This is a genomic window from Lewinella sp. IMCC34183, from assembly GCF_003390915.1.
GTDB lineage: Bacteria > Bacteroidota > Bacteroidia > Chitinophagales > Saprospiraceae > Neolewinella.
In genome coordinates this window covers 513,049-533,376 of record NZ_QMEM01000002.1, presented here as the reverse complement: position 1 = coordinate 533,376, position 20,328 = coordinate 513,049, and the positions used below count along the sequence as shown (strand labels likewise).

Genomic DNA, 20,328 nt, shown 5'->3' with positions numbered 1-20,328 from the left:
ACGCAATCCATTGCGTAACTTACCGGCCCTTTCTGAACGCACAAGCTGCTTCTACCACATAAGTCGAATCCATGAAATCCTTTTCCCTACTACCCGTTGCCCTGCTGCTGCTCGCTTCTCCGATGCAACTCTTCGGGCAGGAACTTGAGCTGAACGAGCTGGAGTACTTCGAGACCCAAGGCGTCAACGTCCTCGTCTACAGCAATCTCTTCACCGGGGGCTTCAATGACGAGAAGAACGCCGGGATCGAGATCATCCACCACGGCGTACGCACCGCCCAGGGCGGGGCGGTACGGCTTTCCAATACGCCGGAGCAGTGGGACCTGGTCCCCGATATCCCGACCCGCACGGTAGATTCGGTGGCCGGCACTATTGAGGCTACCCTGCGCTACGCGGACTACGACTTCGATTCGCGCGTGGTGGTCACCCCGAAGGGTCGGGGAGTCGAGATTGCCGTCTACCTCGACGAGCCCCTTCCCGCCGAACTCGAGGGCGACGCCGGATTCAACCTGGAATTCCTACCCTCGAAGTACTGGAACAAGGTATACCTCATGGACGGTCGCCTGAACCGCTTCCCCCGCTACGTCGTCGGTAACACCCGCACGCGGCCCAACAGCGAGAAGCCCAAGCAATTCAAGGGGTACGTCACCTCGGATGACCGCGGCACCGATTCCTTCATCGACCCGCTGCCGCTCGAAACGGGCCGCAGCCTCCTGATGGCTCCCGACGACCCCGAACGCCTGGTGAAGATCACCTCCGAAGACGCCGACCTCATGCTCTTTGACGGCCGGATCCTGGCCCAGAACGGCTGGTTCGTCGTGCGCAGCCTCCTCCCGGCGGGCAAGACCGGCAAGGTACTGACCTGGACGGTCGAGCCCAACGCCATCGACGGCTGGGTGCGCGAACCCAACATCGGACTGTCGCAGGTGGGCTACCTCCCCGGCCAGCCCAAGGTGTCGGTCATCGAGCTGGATAAGGCCAGCGAACCGCTCGCCCAGGCCTCTCTCTACCGCATCGGCGAGGACGGTACCGAGACCGAAGCCTTCAGCGGTGACGTGGAAGCGTGGGGCGATTACTTCAAGTACAATTACGTGAAGTTCGACTTCAGCGCGGTTACCACTCCCGGCATTTACTACATCAAGTACGGCGACGTCGCTACGAATAACTTCCTCATCGGGGAAGACGTCTACGACCAGATCACCGATGCCACCAGCGACGTCTGGATACCCATCCACATGAACCACATGTTCGTGAACGAGGCCTACCGCGTCTGGCACGGCGAGCCGTTCAAGGAAGGGTACAAGCAAGCGCCCCCCAATACGGACCACTTCGATATCCACGCGCAGGGCCCCACCACGGATACGGATTACGAGCCGCTGGAAACCATTCCCGGTCTGAACGTCGGCGGCTTCTTCGACGCCGGCGACTTCGACATCGAGACCGGCTCCAACCTGGGCGTAGTGCAGAACTTCGTACAGGCCTGGGAATACTTCGAGCCCACCCGCGACCAGACCTTCGTAGACGAGGAGCAGCGCTACGTCGACCTGCACCGCCCGGACGGCAAGCCCGACGTACTGCAGTACCTCGAGCACGGTACCCTGAACCTGGTGGCCCAGGCCGAGATCCTCGGCCATATGGCGCTGACGCTCACCAACTCCGTTCTCGACAACTATCACCACCTCGGCGACGCGGCCTCGATCACCGACGGCCTGCCCTACAACCCGGAGCTGGGCCCCTACGAAGTCGCCGCGGACGGTAAATCCAGCGGCGTGAAGGATGATATGTGGGCCTTCACCAGCCGGAGCCCCGGACGCGACATGCGTGCGGCAACCACCCTGGCCGCGGCTAGCCGCGCACTGAAGGGCTACAACGACGACCTCTCGGCGCGCGCGCTGAAGCAGTCGAAACGGCTGCTTTCCGAAGCCACCGAGCTGCTTGCCGAGATGCCCGAGGACAGTAACGAACGGCGCTGGGGATCCGCGGACGTTTCCTCGAACCTGCAATTGTACATCACCACCGGCGAGCAGCAGTACGCCGACAAGTTCGCGGAACTGCTCTGGCCGGCGCTCGACCGCAACGTCAGCTGGAACCTCCTGACCGCTCTGGATGCTATCCCCCACATGGATGCGGCCTATAAGGAAAAACTGCGCCCCTACGTCGAGGAATACCGGGAGTACGTGATGGGCCTGGAGGAGGATAACCCCTACGGCGTACCTATCGGCCTGGGCAACTGGGCCGGAAGCGGACAAATCGTAAGCTTCGGTACTACGCTCTGCTTCGCCAACAAGTACTTCCCCGAGATCATCGCTAAGGATCACGCCTTCAAAGTCACCGACTGGCTTTTCGGTAACCACCCCTACCACAACTACTCGCTGGTAGCGACCCTGGGCGCCACGCGGCCCAAGAACGTCTTCTACGGTAACAACCGCGCCGACTTCAGCTTCATTCCCGGTAACGTGGCCCCCGGCCTGCTCTTCCGCCAGCCCGACCACTTCGAGAACTACGACGACTGGCCCTTCCTCTGGGGGCAGAACGAGGGCACCATCGGTGGCAATACCAACTACCTGATCTTCGGTACGGCCTTCAAGAATACGGTCAAGTAGTACCGATCGCCCGCCGGATGCGGCGGATCGCTCACCCCCGCCGCATCCGCTTGGGGCCGTACCAGAGCCAGAACCCGCTCACCGTAAACACGATCGTGGCCAGGCCCATGACCGTGGAGTAGACCAGCTTCGCCCCGTCGCTGACAATACTGCCGTCGTGGATCTGCTCGATGAAGTCCGAGCGGCGGATACCGACGCTGAGCACCTCTCCCGTAGCGCCGTCGAGTTGTACCTCGCCGTAGTGGTCCTTGAAGAGAAACTTGATGGCGCCCTTGTCGGGGCGGAAATCCAGGCGATCGATGGCTGGGTCGTATGCGGGCCCCAGGGAATCGACCAGGGCGGTCTGCGCGCGCGTGACCAGCTCGGGGGTGGGCAGCCACTCGGCCAGCTCGGTACTGCTGCCGCGGGCGGTGGAGGGCATGATCCACTCGCTGTCCTTTTTCCAGCCCAGCAGCACGCTGGTCACGCCGATCACGAAGAAGAAGAGGAACAGGGCCAGGCCCGTCCACCGGTGGATGCTCCGGGTCTGCCGTAGAACCTTAGCCTGCCGCTTGCGGCGGGACTTCGCTGCCATAGAGAATGTACTTGCTGGGTAACGGGGGCGGAAGATAGGGCAGCCCACCGGGCCATCGGTGTCGGTGTGGCGGCCTACCAGCTGCGCCGGTCGGAAAAGGTGGCGAAGAGCAGGAACAAATAGTAGAAGGAATACAGGGCATCGGCAACCAGCAGCGCCGGAATCCGTCCCACCTTCCCCGCACCCGCGGCCCCGCCCAGGAAGTCGGCGACGGGGGCCCGCACGTAGGTAGCCACCACCAGCACGGCCCGCAGGCCGTACAGCGCCAGGGCCCACGACCAGACCGGGGTGAGCAACAGTACTAGGCCCCCCAGGTAGAACAGGCCGTGGCTGAGAGCGATCGCACTCAGCAGCAGCTGGTGCCGCCGCCGGTAGTGGAAGCCTACCGACTGGTGACGCACCTTGCGATAGATGTAATTTTCCCAGCTCACGGACGGCTCTGAGACGGTCCAGCTGCCGGGTTGCGTCGCGCGGGCGGTGCGGGTAGGGGTGGCGTGGCGGTTGATCAGCAGGTCGTCGTCGCCGCCCGGCAGGCTGAGGTGCTCCGTGAAGCCGTCGGCGGCGGTGAAGAACTCCCTGGTGTACGCCAAGTTGCGGCCCACCCCCATGTACGGTAGGCCCAGCCGAGCCAGGCCCTGGTACTGCAGTACCGTCTGCGTGGCCTCGAAGCGCTGCCAGAAGTTGAGCACCCCCGGCGTGCGGCGGTAGGGGGAGCAGCCGAGGACCGTATCGGCCGTCTCCGCCGCCAGGGGGGCGGTCATGCGGGTGACCCAGTCGGTGCCCACGGGCCGGCAGTCGGCGTCGGTGAGTAGCAACAGGGGATGACGGGCCGCGGCGATGCCGGTGCTCAGGGCGTCCTTCTTACCCGGGCGGGAAAAGTCGGGGCGCACCATACGCAGCTGCGGGTGGTCCGCCGCCAGTTGCTGGATCAAGTCGGCCGTTTCGTCATCAGAGTGGTCGTCGACGGCGATGATCTCGAGTTCCGCGTGCTCCTGTGCTAGGAGGGCCGTGAGGCAGTCGACGATGCGCGCGGCCTCGTTGCGAAAGCAGACGACGATCGATACCGGCCGCTCATGGGGGGCGCCGGACACGGAGCCGCTGAGGGCGGGGAGAAAAATGAACCCCCAGACGAGGAGCTGGACGGCCGTGGCAACCAGCAGGAGTAGCAGCATGGGCTAGGGCTCGGTGACCACGTCGTTCCACTCCGGGTGACGCTCCACATAGCTGGCCACGAAGGGGCAGGAGGGGATGGCCTGGAGGTCATTGTCGCGGGCGTACTTGAGGGCCGCCACGACGAGCGAGCTGCCGAGGCCCTGTCCGGTAAGGTCTTCGGGGACTTCGGTGTGGACGAGGTCGATCCGGCCGTCGCCGGTCAGGCGGTACTGCAGTTTGGATTTCTGGCTGCCGGATTCGATCTCGAACTGGTTCTTGGCCTCATTATTGACTACGGTGTCGCTGGACATGGACATAGGCTTGCGTTTTGCGGAGTGCAATAGTACGTCGCGCACGCACAGATGTTCCCTCATAATTCCTTGCGCAGGCGGGCCACCGGCAGGCCGAGCTGCTCGCGGTACTTGGCTACGGTGCGGCGGGCGATCTCGTAGCCGGCATCTTTCAGGGCGCGTTGCAGTTTGCTGTCGTTGAGGGGCTTACGCTTGTTCTCTCCGGCGATGATCTCGCCGAGTACTTTCTTGACCTGGGTGGTGCTCACTTCCTCGCCCTCCTCGTTGGTCATGCCTTCGCTGAAGAAGTCGCGCAGGGAGTAGGTGCCGAAGTCGGTCTGTACGAATTTCGAGTTCACCACCCGGCTCACGGTACTGATATCGAGCTCGGTGGGACCGGCGATGTCCTTCAGGATCATCGGCCGCAGCATTTTCAGGTCTCCGGTGCGGAAGAAGGCTTCCTGGTAGCGCACGATGGCGTGCATCACGCTGTAGAGCGTCTGCTGCCGCTGCTGGATGGCCTCGATGAACCAGTGGGCGGAGTCGATATTCTGCCGGATAAAGCCGGCGGCCTGCTTCTGGGCGGTGGTGAGCTTTCCGGATTCCTTCTGCTTGCGGCGGTACTCGGCCAGCTGTTCCTGGTAATAGTCGTTGATCTTCAGGTCGGGGGCGTTGCGGGCGGTCAGGCTCAGCTTGAGCTCGCCGTCGTCGACGGTAACCAGGAAGTCGGGCACCACCACCCGGGCCGCGCGCCCGCCGGCCCGCCCGCTCAGGCCGCTGGCGGGCTTGGGGTTGAGCTTGAGGATCTCGCCGAGGGCATCGCGGAGCTCGTCCTCGTCGACCTCGAGCTTGTCGCGCAGCTTGTCGTAGTGCTTCTTGCTGAACAGCTCGAAGTGGTCGCGGATGATAGTCTGCGCCAGGATGAGGTCGGCGAACTGGTGGTCGTCGAGCTCGTCGCCGGTGTCGACCTTGTGGTTTAGTTGCAGCAGCAGGCACTCGCGGAGGTTGCGGGCGGCCAGGCCGGGGGGCTCGAGCGACTGTACCGTGCGCAGCACCTGCTTGATGCGGCGGGTGTCCACCTCCAGGTCGTAGTTGATCAGCAGGTCGTCGGCGATGGCGCTGGGCAGCCGCTGCAGGTAGCCGTCGTCGTCGAGGTTGCCGATGATCTGCAGGGCGATGGTGCGGTCCAGGGCGGTATCGAATTCGAGATTGGCGAGCTGGCCCTCCAGGTACTCGAAGAAGGAATTCTCGTCGGCGGTGTAGCTGCCCGGGGCGTCGTAGGTATCGTCGCTGTTGCCGTTCTGCTGGTAGTTGGTGGGGTCGTCGTCGACATACTGCTGGAAGAGTTCCTCCATTTCGAAGGGGTCGTCGCCGCCCTCGGCCTGGTCCAGCTCCTGGGCGTCGCGGTCGGGCAGCCCGTCGGGCTCGGGCACGGCCTCTTCCAGGGTGGGGTTGCGCTCCAGCTCCTCCTTGACCCGCTGCTCGAGCTCGTACAGCGGGAGCTGCATCAGCTGCATGAGCTGAATCTGCCGGGGGCTGAGCTTCTGGAGCTGCGACTGTTTGAGCGACTGGCCTAGCATAGTAGAAAAACGAAACGCGGGAAGGTAAGTGTTCAGTTCAGGGCGGACGGGATTTCCTTCCCCGGCGACGTTCGGGCGGCGGCGCGCGGGTGCGGTGCCGCTTCCGGAACCGTACGGACCCGGGGAAACGGGAGTGGCGGCCGGGCAATATAGGAACACCACCCAGGAATCAGAGCCGCTACGTCACCGATATGAATTAGCCTGCGCGGGACTGTCCCCGTCCGGACAGCAACCAGGGGCCGGTTTCGGTTCGGTCCGAACCCCGCACCTGCGTTTCCGCCCTTGCCATATGGCCGCCGGGCCAATACGTTGGATCCGTAGCCCCCTGCCCCGTTTATGCAGTAACCTACCCCCAAACCTACTAGCCCTACCAGTTGTCTACATGGCATGTCGCAACTAACCTTCCCCGAATTCGAATACCAGCGCCCCGATCTGGACCGCCTCGAAACCGCCTTTAACCAGGTCCTCGAGGAACTCAAGACCGCCGAGACCGTCAACGACGCCGTGGCTGCCGTAGAGCAGATTGACGCCATCCGCGCCAGTGTAGCTACCGCCTACAACATTGGCTATATCCGCTACAGCATCAATACCAAGGACGAATTCTACCGGGAGGAGAAGGACTGGTTCGACAACCACCTGCCGCGCACCGAGCAGTGGCGGGTAGACTACTACCGGGTCCTGCTGGACAATCCGCACCGCGCGGCGTTGGAGGCCCACTTCGGGCAGCAGCTGTTCGACTCGGCCACTCTCAGTATCAATACTTTCCGCCCGGAGATCCTGGCCGAACTGCAGGAAGTCAACAAGCTCAGCAGCGAATTCACCCAGCTGCGCGGCGGTGCCGAGATCGAGGTGGACGGCAAGACGTACAACCTCTCCAGCATCACGCCGCTGGAGCAGGTGGCCGACCGCGAGAAGCGCAAGGAGGCCAGCACCGCCAAGTGGAACTGGTTCGCCGACAACCGCCAGCGACTGGAGGACATCTACGCCGAAATGGTGAAACTGCGAACTACCATGGCGCACAAGCTCGACTACGATAACTACGTCGGCCTCGGCTATGCCAACATGAACCGGACCGACTACGGACCCGAGGAGGTGGCCAACTTCCGCCGGCAGGTCCGGGAGTACATCGTACCCGTGGCCCAGCGCCTGTACGAGCGGCAGCGCGAACGCATCGGTGTGGAGCGTCTCCACTACTACGACCTGTCCTTCCGCTTTCCCGACGGCAACCCCAAGCCCACGGGCAGTCCGGCGGAGATCGTGGCCCACGCCGACCGCATGTACCAGGAGCTCAGCCAGGAGACCGGCGATTTCTTCCGCGTCCTCCAGGACCGCAAGCTCATGGACCTCGAAGCCAAGGATGGCAAGGCACCCGGCGGCTACTGCACCTTCGTCAACGAGCACCAGGCACCATACATCTTCAGCAACTTCAACGGCACCAGCCACGACATCGACGTGCTCACCCACGAGTTTGGCCACGCCTTCCAGGTCTACAGCAGCCGTGACCAACGGCCGATGGAGTATAACTGGCCCACCTTCGACGCCGCCGAGATCCACTCGATGAGCATGGAGTTCTTCACCTACCCCTGGATGGAGGGCTTCTTCGGGGCCGATACCGAGAAGTACTACTACAGTCACCTGGCGGGGGCCTTCCGCTTCCTGCCGTACGGCTGCGCGGTCGACGAGTTCCAGCACCACGTCTACGAGAACCCCGACCTCGATAACGCCGGCCGCAACGCCATCTGGAAGCGGATGGAGGCCGCCTACCTGCCGCACCTCGACTACTCCGACAACGATCACCTGCAGGCGGGCACCTTCTGGCAGAGCCAGGGCCACATCTTCAGCGTCCCGTTCTACTACATCGACTACTGCCTGGCGCAGATCTGTGCCTTCCAGTTCCTGCTCAAGGACGAGAAGGACCACGCCTCCGCCTGGGCCGACTACGTCAAGCTGTGCAAAGCCGGCGGCTCGCAGTCCTTCCTGGAGCTCGTCAAGCTGGCCGGCCTGGAAAATCCCTTCGAGGACGGCGTCGTGAAGAAGATCGCCGATCGGGTAGGGGAGCGCCTTTTTGGCTGAGGACTGAGTTGTTTTGGTGAATTGTGAATTGGTGGATTGCTGAATTGGTGAATTGCTGCGTTGGCCCGCAGGTCCTGCACGCAACGCAGCAACGCAGCAATGCACCACCCAGATAAATCCCCTCCGACCATCACCCCCGCCGCCCCACCCACTTCGTTTCTGCGCACTCGCCTTTCCGGGCTGCTCTTCCTGCAGTTTGCGGTCTGGGCCAGCTGGTTGATCAACCTGGGTACCTACCTGCTCGAGAGCCTGCACTTTACGGGGCTGCAGGTAGGAATGATCTACGCCACCAACGCCATCGCGGCTACGGTGGCCCCGCCCCTGATGGGTTATCTCGCCGACCGCAGCTACCCCTCCGAGCGCCTCATGGGGGTACTCAATACGGTGGGGGGGAGCGCGCTCATTGCCTGCTACTTCACGGTCAGCTTTCCGTGGTTTTACGGGTGGATGCTGCTGTTTAACCTGTGCTTTATACCCACCTTCAGCCTGGCGGCGGCGATGTGCTTCTACCACCTGGAGCGACCGGCGCAGCAGTACCCGCTGATCCGGGTGTGGGGCACGGTGTCCTTCATGCTGGTGGGGGTCGCGCTGAGCGTCTTTAACGTGGAAAACTCCCCACTGCCGATCCTCGCCGGCGGCCTTACCGGCCTGCTGCTGGCCGCCTACTCCCTGCTGCTGCCGCATACACCGCCCGAGCCCGGTTTCAACTGGACTACGCTGCGGGGGGAGGAGGTGCGCGGCATCGTCCGGGAACGGGGCATGATCGTGCTGCTCATCGCCCTGCTGGCGAGTTGTATTCCTTCGTCCTTCTACTACAGCTTCCTGAACCCCTTCCTCAACGAGGTCGGCTGGCCGGCCGCGGCCGCCAAGATGGCCCTGGGACAGCTGTTCGAGATCGGGGTGGTGCTGGCCATGCCCTTCATCTTTCGCCGCTTCCGCTTCCGGAGCATCATTTTCTGGGGACTGATGGCCTGGGGACTGCGCTACTTCGCTTTCGGCCTCGGGCGTCCCGGGGACAACGAGTGGCTCCTCTACGCGGGTATCGTGGTGCAGGGAGTAGCCTTTGCCTGGATCATCATCGCCGCCCAGATATACGTCAACAACCGCGTACCCAAGTACCTCCGCAATACCGCTCAGGGCCTGATCTCCTTCGCCAATCTTGGCATCGGTGCCTTCCTCGGCAGCTGGATCGCCGGGGCGACCGTCAGCGCTCACCTGCTCCCCGACGGTACCCACGACTGGTGGTCCATCTGGCTGGTGCCGGGCTGCGTGGGGGTGGCGGCTGCGGTGTTTTTTCTGGTGGCTTTTCCGCGGGAGGGTCGGTTGTAGTGGGGGAGGGGGGGATTGCTGAATTGCTGCGTTACTCAATTACTGCGTTGCCCGCGCTTCGCCTACCCCTCGCTTCGCTCGGGTGGGCCGGGTAGAGGGCCTCCGGCCCGATGCACACCCGAGCGAAGCTAGGGGCAATGCAAGGATGTGTATGACGCAAGCTCGTATGGTTGTCGGGAAAAGAATCGGGCCGGAGGCCCTCAACCCGGGGAGGCAATACGGTAACGAGGAATACAGGTGGCGCGAAGAGGTACGAGTTTCCTGTGGCTACGCGGTTTCGTGCGGTTACCGGCGGGGAATCGGGCCGGAGGCCCTCAACCCGAATCGACAGATCAAGCCGGGGGCTCCACCCGAATTGACCGAGCAAAGCAAGGGGCTGAAGACCCGCGAGAAACGCAACAACTCACCAACCCAACAAAGCAACAACCTCCTAAATCTCCACCAACAACCGCAGATTTACCCGCCGCCCCGTCAGTCGGTTGGGCACGGCATATTGCTGCTGGAAGATGGTCTTGATCCAGGTGTTTCCGGCCTGATTGCTGACGTTCATCATATTGTAGACCTCCAGGCTGAGGTAGGTGGAGCGGGTGAAGCGCAGCGGTGAGGTCGCCCGGTTGCGGGAGGTAGCCTCGTCAAAGAGGCGCAGGCTGAAGCCGATGTCGATGCGGTGGTAGGTGTCGAAGCGCAGGGTATTGCGGTAGACCGTGTTGTTGCCCTGGATGCCGAAGGGGAGGCCGCCGCCGACCGTCAGGTTGACGTGGGTGCGGAAGTTGGGGTTATTGCGGAGGTAATCTTGGAAGAAGAGCGACAGCTGAAACAGCTGATCGGTGGGGCGTGGCACGTACTCCTTCACCTCGTCGATCACCTCGCCGTCCTCACCGCGGCCGATCACCTCGCGGTGCTCGACGCCGAGCAGCCGTTCGCGGGCCCGCAGCAGGCTCAGGTTCAGCCAGCTGTCGGCCCCCGGCACGAACTCGCCGTTGAGGCGGAAGTCGAGGCCCGCCACGTAGCCGCTGGCGTCGTTGAGGCCCGAGTACTGGATACGCACGTTCTCGATCTCGTAGCTCACCAGGTCCCACAGCGACTTGTAGTAGGCCTCGGTGATGAGGCGGAATTTCTTGGGGTTCCGCTTTCCGTAGTAAAAGTCGCTCGTGATGCCGCCCACGAAGTGCAGCGATTTCTGGCTGCGCAGGTCGGTGTTGACGGTGCCGTCGGGGGCACGCATCTCACGGTAGAACGGCTGCTGTACGTAGAGCCCGCCGGCCAGCTTGTAGGTGATGTCGGCCGAGCCGCCCAGGGGCTTGTAGAGCAGCTGGGCGCGCGGGCTCACGTCGACGTTGTTGTTCAGGTCCCAGGCCACCGCCCGCACCCCGGCGCTGAGTCGGATGTCGGCGCGGTCCTCCTCCCGCCAGGTGTAGGTATCTTGGAAGAAGGCGCTGAAGCGGTTGCTGATGAGCTCGTTCTCGGTATCCAGGGTGCTGAAGAGCCGCACGCCGTCCTCGTCGAAGGGTAGGCTGTAGCCGGCCGAGTCAAGCCGCTCCCACTCGTGAATGTAGTCGTTGACCCGCTCGTGCTGGGCCTTCACGCTCCACTGCAGGAAGTGGGCGCGGGTGGTGGTCGCGTCGCCGCCGTTGATCTCCAGGCCGCCGCGCAGTTCGGCGTTGTAGACCTGGATATCCAGGAAGTTGCGCACGTACTCCTGCTGGGTACCGGTGCCTACGGTGCGGGTGATCTCCCCGAAGTTGTCAGAGCCCAGGTCGGTGTCGAGCTCGCCCAGTACGTAGCGGCCGCCGATACTGATGCCCTCGTTCTCATCGCTGCGGAAGGCCGAGGTCAGGAACTTGAGGAAAAGCGGGTTCGCCGTCCGCTCGGGGATGTAGGTGAGCGACAGGCCGCCCATCTGGGTCAGGAAGTCGTCCTGCTCCGCCCCGTCGAATACGCTCACCAGCTGCAGGGTCTCGAAGAAGCCCCCGAAGGCGGTTTCCCGGCGTACCGGACTGAAGTTGTAGACGCTCTGGTTGTAGTTGCCCAGCAGGCCCAGTTGCAGGGTGCGGCTGAAGTCGTAGGTCACGTAGGCCTGGATATCGAAGAAGTTGGGCAGGTACTCGCCGGTCGTTTCCAGGGAGCCGAGCAGGTAGCGGGTCGTCTTGTAGCGGGCACCCACGAGGTAGCGCAGGCGCTGGTAGGAGCTGCGGCCCAGCCGCTTGCTGCCCTCCAGGTGGGCCCCGCCGCCGAGGAGGCTGGCCTCCAGCGAGGCGCGGGTGCTGTCGGGCCGCTTGTACTTAATGTCGAGTACCGAGGAGAGCTTGTCGCCGTAGCGTGCCTCGAAGCCCCCCGAGCTGAAGCTCAGGCTGCGCATCAGCTTGGGGTTGGCGAAGGTGAGGCCCTCCTGCTGTCCTTGCCGGATAAGCTGCGGGCGGTAGATCTCGAAGTCGTTGACGTACACCAGGTTTTCGTCGTAGTTGCCGCCGCGCACGTTGTACTGGCTGGTGAGCTCGCCGCCGGCGCCGCTACTGACGCCCAGGGCGATGCTGGGGAGTAGGTTCTCCAGGTTGCCGGTCACGGAGGGCAGCAGCCGCAGCTGGGCCGGGTCCTCGCGCACCATACCACCCTCCTCGATCTTGCTTTCGCGCACGATGACCTCCAGGTCGCTCTCCACGGGGGCCAGGGCCACGTCGATCTGCTTGCGGGTACCGGCCGGCAGCTCGGCGACGGGTACCTCGGTCTCCCGGTAGCCGATGCGGCTGAAGACCAGAATGAAGGCTTCCCCGGCGGGCACCGTGGCGACGTACCGCCCCGTCTCGCTGGTCTCGGCGGCGCTGGTGGCGCCACGGACGTAGACCGTAGTAAAGTCCACGGGCATATCGGTGACCAGGTCGGTCACTTTTCCCGTCACCGTGGCCGTTTCGACCTGGGCGCGAACGCAGGTGCAGAGCAATACCAGAAGAACAACGAGCGTGGGTGTCAGACGCATAGTAACCGGGGTAAAGAAAAGCGAACGCCAAAAGTACAGGCCTTGGTACCCACGGGCCCGGCACCCGCGTCCGCGCCGGTGCCGGCGGCTCGCTTACAGGAGCTCGCGGAGGAGCCGCGTAGCCTCGCGCATACCGGCGCTACCGCCCATCTCGAGGATATGGAGGTGCTTGCGGCTGCGTAACTCGTAGTTGCCGTCGGGGGCGGGGTCGATATAGATGACCGGCGCATCGGCGGGCGCCAGCTCGATCAGGCCTGCGGCCGGGTATACCTGCAGGGAGCTGCCCACTACGATCACGGCGTCGGCGGTGGCCGTCTCGCGGGCCGCGTGCTCGATCATGGGTACCTGTTCGCCGAACCACACGATGTGGGGCCGCAGCTGAACGCCCCGCTTGTCGAGGTCGCCGATTGCCAGGTCACCATTCCAGGCGCGCGGGCTGCCGCCGCTGACCGGCCGCACCTTGGTGAGTTCCCCGTGGAGGTGGATGACGTTGGTGGAGCCGCCCCGCTCGTGCAGGTCGTCGACGTTCTGGGTGATGACGGTGACGCGGTACGTTCGTTCCAGCTCGCCGATCAGCCGGTGGCCATCGTTGGGCGTGGCACTGAGCAACTGGGCACGGCGCAGGTTGTAGAAGCGCATGACCAGCTCGGGGTCACGGGCGAAGGCCTCGGGGGTGGCGACGTCCTCTACGCGGTGCTCCTCCCAGAGGCCGTTGGCGTCGCGGAAGGTTTTCAGGCCGGACTCGGCGCTGATGCCCGCGCCGGAGAGTACGACGACGTGCTTCACTTACTCTTGAATTTCGCCAGCGCCGCTTTGGCATCGGGTTGCAGCACGAGCCGTCCGGTTACGCTGGCCCGTTCGGCGAGCAGTTCGGGCCAGTGGTCGGTGCCGGCCCAGAGGCTCTGCTTCAGTTCGCGGGCGGCGGCGGGGCTGTAGGTCGCCAGCCGGCGCATGACGAGGCGCGCCTCCCGGAAGAGTTCTTCCGGTCCGGCAAATATCCGCTGGTACAGGCTTTTCTCGCGGGCCCACTTGGCGTCGTGCCACTCGGTGTCCAGGCAGAGCTCGCTGGCGGCGGCCACGCCCATCTTGCGGGTCAGGGCCGGCAGGATGACAAAGGGGCCGATGGCGATGGCCAGCTCGCTGAGCCTTACTTCCGCCGCGCGGCAGCCCAGGGTATAGTCGGCCGCCGCGGCCAGGCCCACGCCCCCGCCGATGGCCTTGCCCTGTACGGCAACCACGACGGGCTTGGGGCAGCGCCGCATGGCCAGGATCACGTTGGCAAAGCCCATAAAGAAATCGCGGGCGGCGTCCTCCTCCTGGAGGGCCAGCAGTTCGTCCAGGTTGGCCCCGGCGCAGAAGCTGCCCTCCCCCTCGCTGCGCAGCAGGATGGCGCGGATGGCGTCGTTCTCTCCCGCGGCGTCGATATGGCGGACGAGCTCGGCCAGCAGGTGTGACGGCAGGCTGTTGTGGGCGGGGTGGCTGAAGATGATGCGCGCGAAGCCCGCGCGCAGGTCGGTGGTGATGCTGCCGGTCTGGTTCATGGGGTGAAATTAATCTTTTTCGGGTGTCGTCAACTCCCCACATCGGATGTCCCGAACATCCGATGTAGGGGGCGGGGGCGGCTCATTCGCCGAGCGGCAGCCGCCAGATAGGGAAGGTCATGCCGCTCACGTCGTCGCCCGCCTGGGGCAGTTTGGAATTGGTGAAGTAGAGATAGCCGTCGTACTCCGTGAAAGTGTCGGCCCAGCCGACCTCCTCACCTTGGGCGAGGGTCGTAATCGCTCCATCGTCGGTAACGCTGACGACGGATTGCTCCTCCAGGTCGGCCATCAGGGTGCGGCCGCCGCTGCGCCACATGCCATCGCAGGCTGGGGTGGTGGCGACGGTCTCGACGGCATCGCCCGCGTTGGGGGACTCGCGGTCGGCCAGTACGTCGAGGGGGATCGCGTAGAGGGTGTAGCCGGAAAGTGCGTGGTAGAGCAGTCGTTCGTTGGCCGGGTCGATGGCGATACCGTCGGAGGGGATCTTGCGCTTCCAGGCTTCGCCGTCGATGACGAGGCTGTCGAGGGTGGCCTGTACCGAGGGGTGACCGTCGAGCATCCGCCAGCTCTCGCCGGTGTCGAGGTCGAGGACCAGGATGGCGCCCTCGCCGGAATCGGTGAAGTATACCAGGTCCCGGGTGCGGTCGACGCGCAGGTCATTCACGTAGGTGGCCGGTACCGTCGCCTCCGCCGCGATCTCGTAGGTGCGCATCAGTTGGTTGGTGTTCAGGTCGTACAGGTGCAGCCGGGGCGGGGTAACGAGGCCCTCCATCAGGGGGTTGCGGGTATCAGCTACGTAGAGGATGTTGCCGACGGCGACGGCGCTCTGGACGTTGACGAATTGCCCGCCGGGGTCCTGGCCTACGTCCCAGGCGTTGATCTCGGCACTGGGGTAGGGGCGAGGTTCCCCGTTCACGATCTCGGCGAGGGTGTAGGGTACGCCTTTCCGCCACCGGGGGAAGGTGGCAAAGATGCGCCCCTGGTCCGTCACAGTGACGCCGGTGACCTGTACTCCTTCGATTTCCGCCACGAGTTCCGGCCGGGCATCGGCCTGGGGAGCGTCGGGTTGCGTGACGTCGCCGGTATCGGTAGGGGCGGGTCCGCAGGAAGACAGGAGCAGAGTGAGCAGGGCGATCAGGCAGGCGTACGCAGGAGCTGGGCGGGTATTCAAGGAGGCAATTTATTTATCCAACGGATAAGGAGCCCTGCGGGTTCCGGCCCGTACCTGCCCGCACATCGGATGTGGTCGGCTGTCCGTTTGTCAGATTAGGGGGATACGATGGTCGCATAAACTGAGGGTCGGGCACGAATTTCGGGAGCTATGATTTGGGATTCAGCGAATTATGAATCTGCGAATGGGGTAGTGGTCCGGGTGAGGCCTGCTGACAGCCTGTCACCGGCGGGTCCCGCAGGCAGGTCGCGCTCCGCACATCGGATGTGCGACACATCCGATGTGCGGAGCGCGACGACCGCCGAGCAACCTTTAGCCTCCGCAAGTTGTAATTTTACCTGCCCCAACCGCAAGAACCACTTGGTCAAGATCGCCGACATCCAACTCGGGGAATTTCCCCTGTTACTCGCCCCCATGGAAGACGTGAGCGATCCACCCTTCCGCGCGCTCTGCAAGGCGCAGGGCTGTGACATGATGTATACGGAGTTCATCAGTGTGGAGGGCCTGATCCGCGACGCCACCAAGAGCGTGGAGAAGCTTGACATTTACGACTACGAGCGACCCGTCGGCATCCAGATATTCGGTGCTAACCTGGAGAGCATGGTGCAGGCCGCGGATATCGTACAGGAGGCCCGGCCCGAGGTGCTCGACATCAACTTCGGCTGCCCCGTGAAGAAGGTGGTTTGTAAGGGGGCCGGTGCCGGTATCCTGCAGGATATTCCCAAAATGGTGGAACTGACCAAGGCGATCGTCGACCGGACCGACCTGCCCGTGACCGTGAAGACCCGCCTCGGCTGGGACGACAACAGTAAGTACATCGAGGAAGTCGCCGAACGGCTGCAGGACGTGGGCATTAAGGCCCTCAGCATCCACGGCCGCACCCGCAAGCAGATGTACAAGGGCGAGGCCGACTGGTCGCTCATCGGCAAGATCAAGGATAACCCCCGCATCAACATTCCTATTTTCGGCAACGGCGACATCGACAGCCCGGAAAAGGCCGCCGCCTACCGCGACCGCTACGGCGTGGACGGTATCATGATCGGCCGCGCCGCCATCGGTTACCCTTGGATCTTCCGGGAGATCAAGCACTACTTCGCCACCGGCCAGCTACTGGCCCCGCCTACAGTGGAGGAGCGCGTAGCCGCGGCCCGGGAGCATCTGGAGCGGAGCCTGGACTGGAAGGGGGACACCCTGGGCGTATTGGAGATGCGCCGGCACTACACGAACTACTTCCGCGGGCTGCCGCACATCAAGCAGTACCGCAAAACGCTGGTCAGCGAGTTCGATCCCGCGGTACTCCATGCCACGCTGGACGAGATCCGTGAAGTGTACGGCGAGGTGAATGCCTGATGGCTACAGGCTACGCGCCGAGAAGTACTTATCCAGCGCTCCCTTGCTGGCGTCGCCCGTTTCGTATCCGTTCGTGAAGGCCCGTACCCGTTGCTCGGAGGTGCCGTGGGTGAAGCTTTCCGGTACTACGTACCCCTGACTTTCCCGCTGCAGCCGGTCGTCGCCGATGGCCGTCGCGGCCCCGATGGCCTCCTCGATATCGCCCGATTCGAGGATGCCGGCGTTGCGGTCGGCGTAGTGGGCCCAGACGCCGGCCAGGTAGTCAGCCTGCAGCTCGAGGCGCACCGACATGGCGTTGGCGTCCTCCTCACTCATGCGGTTACGGGCCTGACTCACCTGCTGGCTGTAGCCGAGTTGGTTCTGCACGTGGTGGCCTACTTCGTGGGCGATGACGTACGCGAGGGCGAAGTCGCCGGGCGCCCCGAAGCGCTGGCGCAGCTGATCGGCGAACGACAGGTCGATGTACACCTTCTGGTCGGCGGGACAGTAGAACGGACCGGTGGCCGAACCGGCGGAGCCGCAGGCGGAGCGCACCTGGTTGTCGAACAGCACCAGCACGGGCTCTCGGTACTGTGCATTATAGAGTTCGGGGAACAGGTTGTTCCAGGTGGTTTCGGTTTCGGCCAGGGTCACCTGCACGATATCGGCATTGGTTTCGCTCGTAGCGACGCCGCCTTCGGAGCGGGGCGTGTCGGTCTGCACCGGTGCACCGCCGCCCCCGCCGCCGATGCCGACGTACTCGAGGGGGTTGCCGCCGAGGAGGAATACGATGATCATGATGACGACGGTGCCGATGCCGAAGCCGCCGGCCTTGCCGACGCCGCCCATCATGCCGCCGCCACCCTGTCCGCGACGGTCCTCGACGTTGCTGCTTTTTCTTCTACCCTGAATTTTCATAGTTGTTGGCTTGTGTAGTGCTAGTTGAGATTGTCCTGTTGCGCGAATACCCGGCGCAGCAGATCGGTGGTCCGCGCCGAAACGTTCTCCCGGATGTCTTTTTCCTTCAGGGCCACCTTCAGGAATAGTCCCTCCAGGGCGCGTTCGGTGACGTAGGCGCCCAGGTCGGTGTTCACTTTCTGGCGGGTCAGGGGGAAGTTGTTGTAGGCCGTGGCCGCGTCGTTCCAGAGCTTGTTGGCATCGTACTTGTCGAGGCTGGCGTTGATTACCGGAGCGAACTCGGCGGTGAGCGCCTGGGAGGTATTGGTGACAAGGTACTGGGTCGCCGCGTCGTCCGATCCCCGGAGAATGCCGACGGCATCCTGGATGGTCATCTGCCGGATGGCATCGACAAAGATGGGGGCAGCCTTCGTGGCCGCATCCTCTGCGCCCTGGTTGATCTTTTTCAAAATTACCTCTTCGATGTTACTGAAGCCGGGCACGTTCTGCAGCCGGTCCGTCACCTTACGTACCTCCTCGGGCAGCAGGATGCGGTAGGTCAGGTCGTCGAAGTAACCGCCCGGCCGCGCCAGTTCCTCGGCCCCCTCGCGGGCACCGATGCGTAGGGCTTCCTTCAGGCCGTTGCCGATGTCGGCGCTGGTCAGGCCGCCGTTGAGGACGGTATTAAGGGTCTGGTTGATTTGCTGGCTGGTACACCCCGCAAAAAGCAGGGGAAAGAGTAAAAACAGGAGGCGCTGCATAAGTATACGTTGGTGAGGCCTCTCTATAAGCCGAATGAGTGACCATTGGTTTGCCGCCGCCGAGTTAAGGGTTCGCTCAGAAGTTAAAACCGCTGAGGTCGAAGTTGCCCGGCCCGAAATCCTCGTCGTCGAAATCCTCCTCCGGATCCTCGAAGGTTTGTTGGCCGCCCGCTCCGGGTAGCCCCGGAGCGCCGCCCGGCCCGCCGAGGCTCACCTCCACGTAGGCGGCTCCCACGCGCCCGCCGAGGGGCGGGCTCAGCTTGCGCAGCTTGAGGCGCACCGCCGTCACCGTATCGAACTGGTTGAGGATGCGGCTGCCCATGCGGTACGCCAGGGCCTCCAGCAACTGGGTAGGCTTTTTCATCTCGGCCTGCAGCAGGTAGTAGATGGTCGCGTAATTGACGGTGCCTCCGAGGTCGTCTTCGGTAGCGGCGTCGGCTACCTGGGCGTCGACTTCCACGTCGATGCTGAATTCGTTGCCCATGAGGTGCTCCTCTTCGAAGAACCCGTGCGGGGCGTGGAAGCGCACGTCTTCGAGGCCGATCCTGGCGGTCATGCGGTCAGCGGTTTTCGAGGAGGCGGGCCGCGTCGGCCTGCATCGCGTGGTCGGGCAGGTTGGCGATGCGGCGTAGCATGGCGGTCCCGTCGGCGGGGCGGCCGGCGTTCAGTTCGGACACGGCCTGGTAGTATTCGGCCTCGTCGGCCAGCTTGAAGCCGGCGATCATCGACAACTCGGCGAACCGTTCGGCGGCTTCCGCGTAGCGGCCCTGGCCGTAGAGGCTCTGGGCGAGGTAGAACCGATCCGTTTCCTGCTCCTCCGGCAGGGCCTCGAAGGCGCGGGCCGCGGCGGCGTAATCGCCGGACTCGTAGGCGGCGTAGGCGGCGGCGCGGGGGTCGCCGGTTCCGCTCTTCGTGACGCTGTACGCGATGTTGTCCATGGGGGCCACGTCGCTGAAGGCGTAGGCTGCCGGTACGTCGGGCACCGGCCGCAGGAAAAAGTAGCCGGCCAGGAAGAGCAGCAGCGCGGCGGCGGCGTAGGGAAGCCAGCGGCGCGACCGGCTGCGGGGATTAAGGGGCACGACCCGGGCGCTCGGTGCCTCCGGGGCCGCGGCCGGTTCCGGGGTGGCTTGCGGAGGGGCCAGGCCGGCCTCCAGCTTGCGCAGGCGGTCCTTCAGGTTAAAATGCTCGGTCACTTCGACGGCCTGCAGGGCCAGGCGGGTAGCTTCCATTTCGGATCGTAGTTGTGGATCGGCCTCCAGCTCGCGCTCAAAGGCGGAGGGATCGGCGAGCCGGCCGCTCAGGTAGGCGTCGATCCGGTCTTGCTGTTCTTCGTTGGGCATGGTTGGGGTTCAGGGTTTGACTAGCTGCTTCAGCGCGTTCAAACAACGCATTTTCTTGACCCGCGTGGCTCCGGCCGACGGCAGTCCGACGGCGTCGGCGATGCTTTCGATCGGATAGTGGTGGTAATAGTACAGCGTGAGGATCTCCCGGCAGGGTGAGCCCAGCTGTTCCATCGCGGTCTGCAGGCGGCGGTGGTCGTGCTCCCGGTCGAAGCGGTCGATCAGGCTCCAGTCCAGCTCGTCGGCGGGCTGCACGCCCTCCTCGTGGTCGGTGGGGCGCTCGCGCTGCCGCTTCTGGTTGCGGCGGTACACGAGGCGCTTGCCGATGCTGAACAGGTAGGTGCGTATGGAGCAGGTAAGCTCCGTAAGCCGGCCGCTCACGATGTTTTTGTAAAAGGCGATCACCGCGTCCTGAAAGCAATCGGCCGCATCTTCCCCGGTCGCGTACAGCTGGCGCTGCGCGTAGGTCACGAAGGCGTCGCGGTGGTGCAGGTACAGCTGGTCGATCAGCTCGTGCCTGCCCCCCTTAATCGCTTCGAAGAGCGCATTATCCTCCGTCTGGGTCTGCATTCGGTACCGTTGCGTGGTCAATAGGTCGTCGTTGTCAAATGTAGTGGTTTTGTTAGCGTTTTCCCACGGCGTGGGTCTTTACCCTCTATTCTCCGCGGGGGTGTTCTGTTACGGCAACGACCAGTTATTTGCGCGGTTGCCGGC

The 20,328-nt window shown here is 63.9% G+C and carries 17 protein-coding genes; 4 read left to right on the top strand and 13 right to left on the bottom strand.

Annotated elements, in window-relative coordinates; translation table 11 throughout:
* The first annotated feature begins 71 nt into the window (after positions 1-71).
* Positions 72-2,603 (top strand): glycoside hydrolase family 9 protein, encoded by a 2,532-nt coding sequence (locus tag DQG19_RS07365; protein ID WP_116125597.1) that lies wholly within the window; start codon positions 72-74, stop codon positions 2,601-2,603.
* A 31-nt stretch (positions 2,604-2,634) separates the two neighbouring features.
* On the opposite strand, the gene DQG19_RS07360 is transcribed toward DQG19_RS07365, so the two are convergent.
* The 4 genes from DQG19_RS07360 to rpoN all read right to left on the bottom strand — a co-directional run bounded on the left by DQG19_RS07360 (position 2,635) and on the right by rpoN (position 6,199).
* Positions 2,635-3,177, bottom strand: coding sequence for a PepSY-associated TM helix domain-containing protein (locus DQG19_RS07360; RefSeq protein ID WP_116125596.1), 543 nt, complete (start codon positions 3,175-3,177; stop codon positions 2,635-2,637).
* 74 nt (positions 3,178-3,251) lie between these two features.
* Entirely contained in the window at positions 3,252-4,349 is a 1,098-nt protein-coding gene (locus DQG19_RS07355; RefSeq protein ID WP_116125595.1) for a glycosyltransferase, read from the bottom strand.
* A 3-nt stretch (positions 4,350-4,352) separates the two neighbouring features.
* Complete coding sequence (locus DQG19_RS07350; RefSeq protein ID WP_116125645.1) at positions 4,353-4,640, bottom strand: GNAT family N-acetyltransferase; 288 nt, start codon at positions 4,638-4,640, stop codon at positions 4,353-4,355.
* 59 nt (positions 4,641-4,699) lie between these two features.
* The gene (gene rpoN, locus DQG19_RS07345; protein WP_116125594.1) at positions 4,700-6,199 is read right to left on the bottom strand and encodes an RNA polymerase factor sigma-54; all 1,500 of its coding nucleotides are present in this window, start codon (positions 6,197-6,199) and stop codon (positions 4,700-4,702) included.
* A gap of 387 nt (positions 6,200-6,586) precedes the next feature.
* On the opposite strand from rpoN, the gene DQG19_RS07340 reads away from it, so the two are divergent.
* Entirely contained in the window at positions 6,587-8,272 is a 1,686-nt protein-coding gene (locus DQG19_RS07340; RefSeq protein ID WP_116125593.1) for a M3 family oligoendopeptidase, read from the top strand.
* A gap of 99 nt (positions 8,273-8,371) precedes the next feature.
* The gene (locus DQG19_RS07335; RefSeq protein ID WP_116125592.1) at positions 8,372-9,601 is read left to right on the top strand and encodes an MFS transporter; all 1,230 of its coding nucleotides are present in this window, start codon (positions 8,372-8,374) and stop codon (positions 9,599-9,601) included.
* A 430-nt stretch (positions 9,602-10,031) separates the two neighbouring features.
* On the opposite strand, the gene DQG19_RS07330 is transcribed toward DQG19_RS07335, so the two are convergent.
* The 4 genes from DQG19_RS07330 to DQG19_RS07315 form a co-directional block, all read right to left on the bottom strand.
* Entirely contained in the window at positions 10,032-12,575 is a 2,544-nt protein-coding gene (locus tag DQG19_RS07330) for a TonB-dependent receptor plug domain-containing protein (protein ID WP_116125591.1), read from the bottom strand.
* A gap of 93 nt (positions 12,576-12,668) precedes the next feature.
* The gene (locus tag DQG19_RS07325) at positions 12,669-13,361 is read right to left on the bottom strand and encodes a Sir2 family NAD-dependent protein deacetylase (RefSeq protein WP_116125590.1); all 693 of its coding nucleotides are present in this window, start codon (positions 13,359-13,361) and stop codon (positions 12,669-12,671) included.
* Positions 13,358-14,116: an enoyl-CoA hydratase/isomerase family protein gene (locus tag DQG19_RS07320; RefSeq protein ID WP_116125589.1), complete on the bottom strand. Its 759-nt coding sequence runs from the start codon at positions 14,114-14,116 to the stop codon at positions 13,358-13,360. Before DQG19_RS07320 ends, DQG19_RS07325 begins: the two co-directional genes overlap by 4 nt.
* A gap of 82 nt (positions 14,117-14,198) precedes the next feature.
* Positions 14,199-15,287 (bottom strand): L-dopachrome tautomerase-related protein, encoded by a 1,089-nt coding sequence (locus DQG19_RS07315; protein ID WP_116125588.1) that lies wholly within the window; start codon positions 15,285-15,287, stop codon positions 14,199-14,201.
* A gap of 360 nt (positions 15,288-15,647) precedes the next feature.
* Here DQG19_RS07315 and dusB point away from each other — a divergent pair, with 360 nt between their 5' ends.
* Entirely contained in the window at positions 15,648-16,637 is a 990-nt protein-coding gene (gene dusB / locus DQG19_RS07310; RefSeq protein ID WP_116125587.1) for a tRNA dihydrouridine synthase DusB, read from the top strand.
* Positions 16,638-16,640: 3 nt separating this feature from the next.
* Here the strand turns inward: dusB and DQG19_RS07305 are convergent, their stop codons facing one another.
* The 5 genes from DQG19_RS07305 to DQG19_RS07285 all read right to left on the bottom strand — a co-directional run bounded on the left by DQG19_RS07305 (position 16,641) and on the right by DQG19_RS07285 (position 20,184).
* Positions 16,641-17,534: a neutral zinc metallopeptidase gene (locus tag DQG19_RS07305; protein ID WP_116125586.1), complete on the bottom strand. Its 894-nt coding sequence runs from the start codon at positions 17,532-17,534 to the stop codon at positions 16,641-16,643.
* Between the two features lie 20 nt (positions 17,535-17,554).
* Positions 17,555-18,274, bottom strand: coding sequence for a DUF4197 domain-containing protein (locus DQG19_RS07300; RefSeq protein WP_116125585.1), 720 nt, complete (start codon positions 18,272-18,274; stop codon positions 17,555-17,557).
* A gap of 76 nt (positions 18,275-18,350) precedes the next feature.
* The gene (gene folB, locus DQG19_RS07295; protein WP_116125584.1) at positions 18,351-18,830 is read right to left on the bottom strand and encodes a dihydroneopterin aldolase; all 480 of its coding nucleotides are present in this window, start codon (positions 18,828-18,830) and stop codon (positions 18,351-18,353) included.
* 4 nt (positions 18,831-18,834) lie between these two features.
* Entirely contained in the window at positions 18,835-19,614 is a 780-nt protein-coding gene (locus DQG19_RS07290; protein WP_116125583.1) for a tetratricopeptide repeat protein, read from the bottom strand.
* 9 nt (positions 19,615-19,623) lie between these two features.
* A complete protein-coding gene (locus DQG19_RS07285) occupies positions 19,624-20,184 on the bottom strand; it encodes an RNA polymerase sigma factor (RefSeq protein ID WP_157974377.1) in 561 nt (186 codons plus the stop codon).
* Between the last annotated feature and the right edge of the window lie 144 nt (positions 20,185-20,328).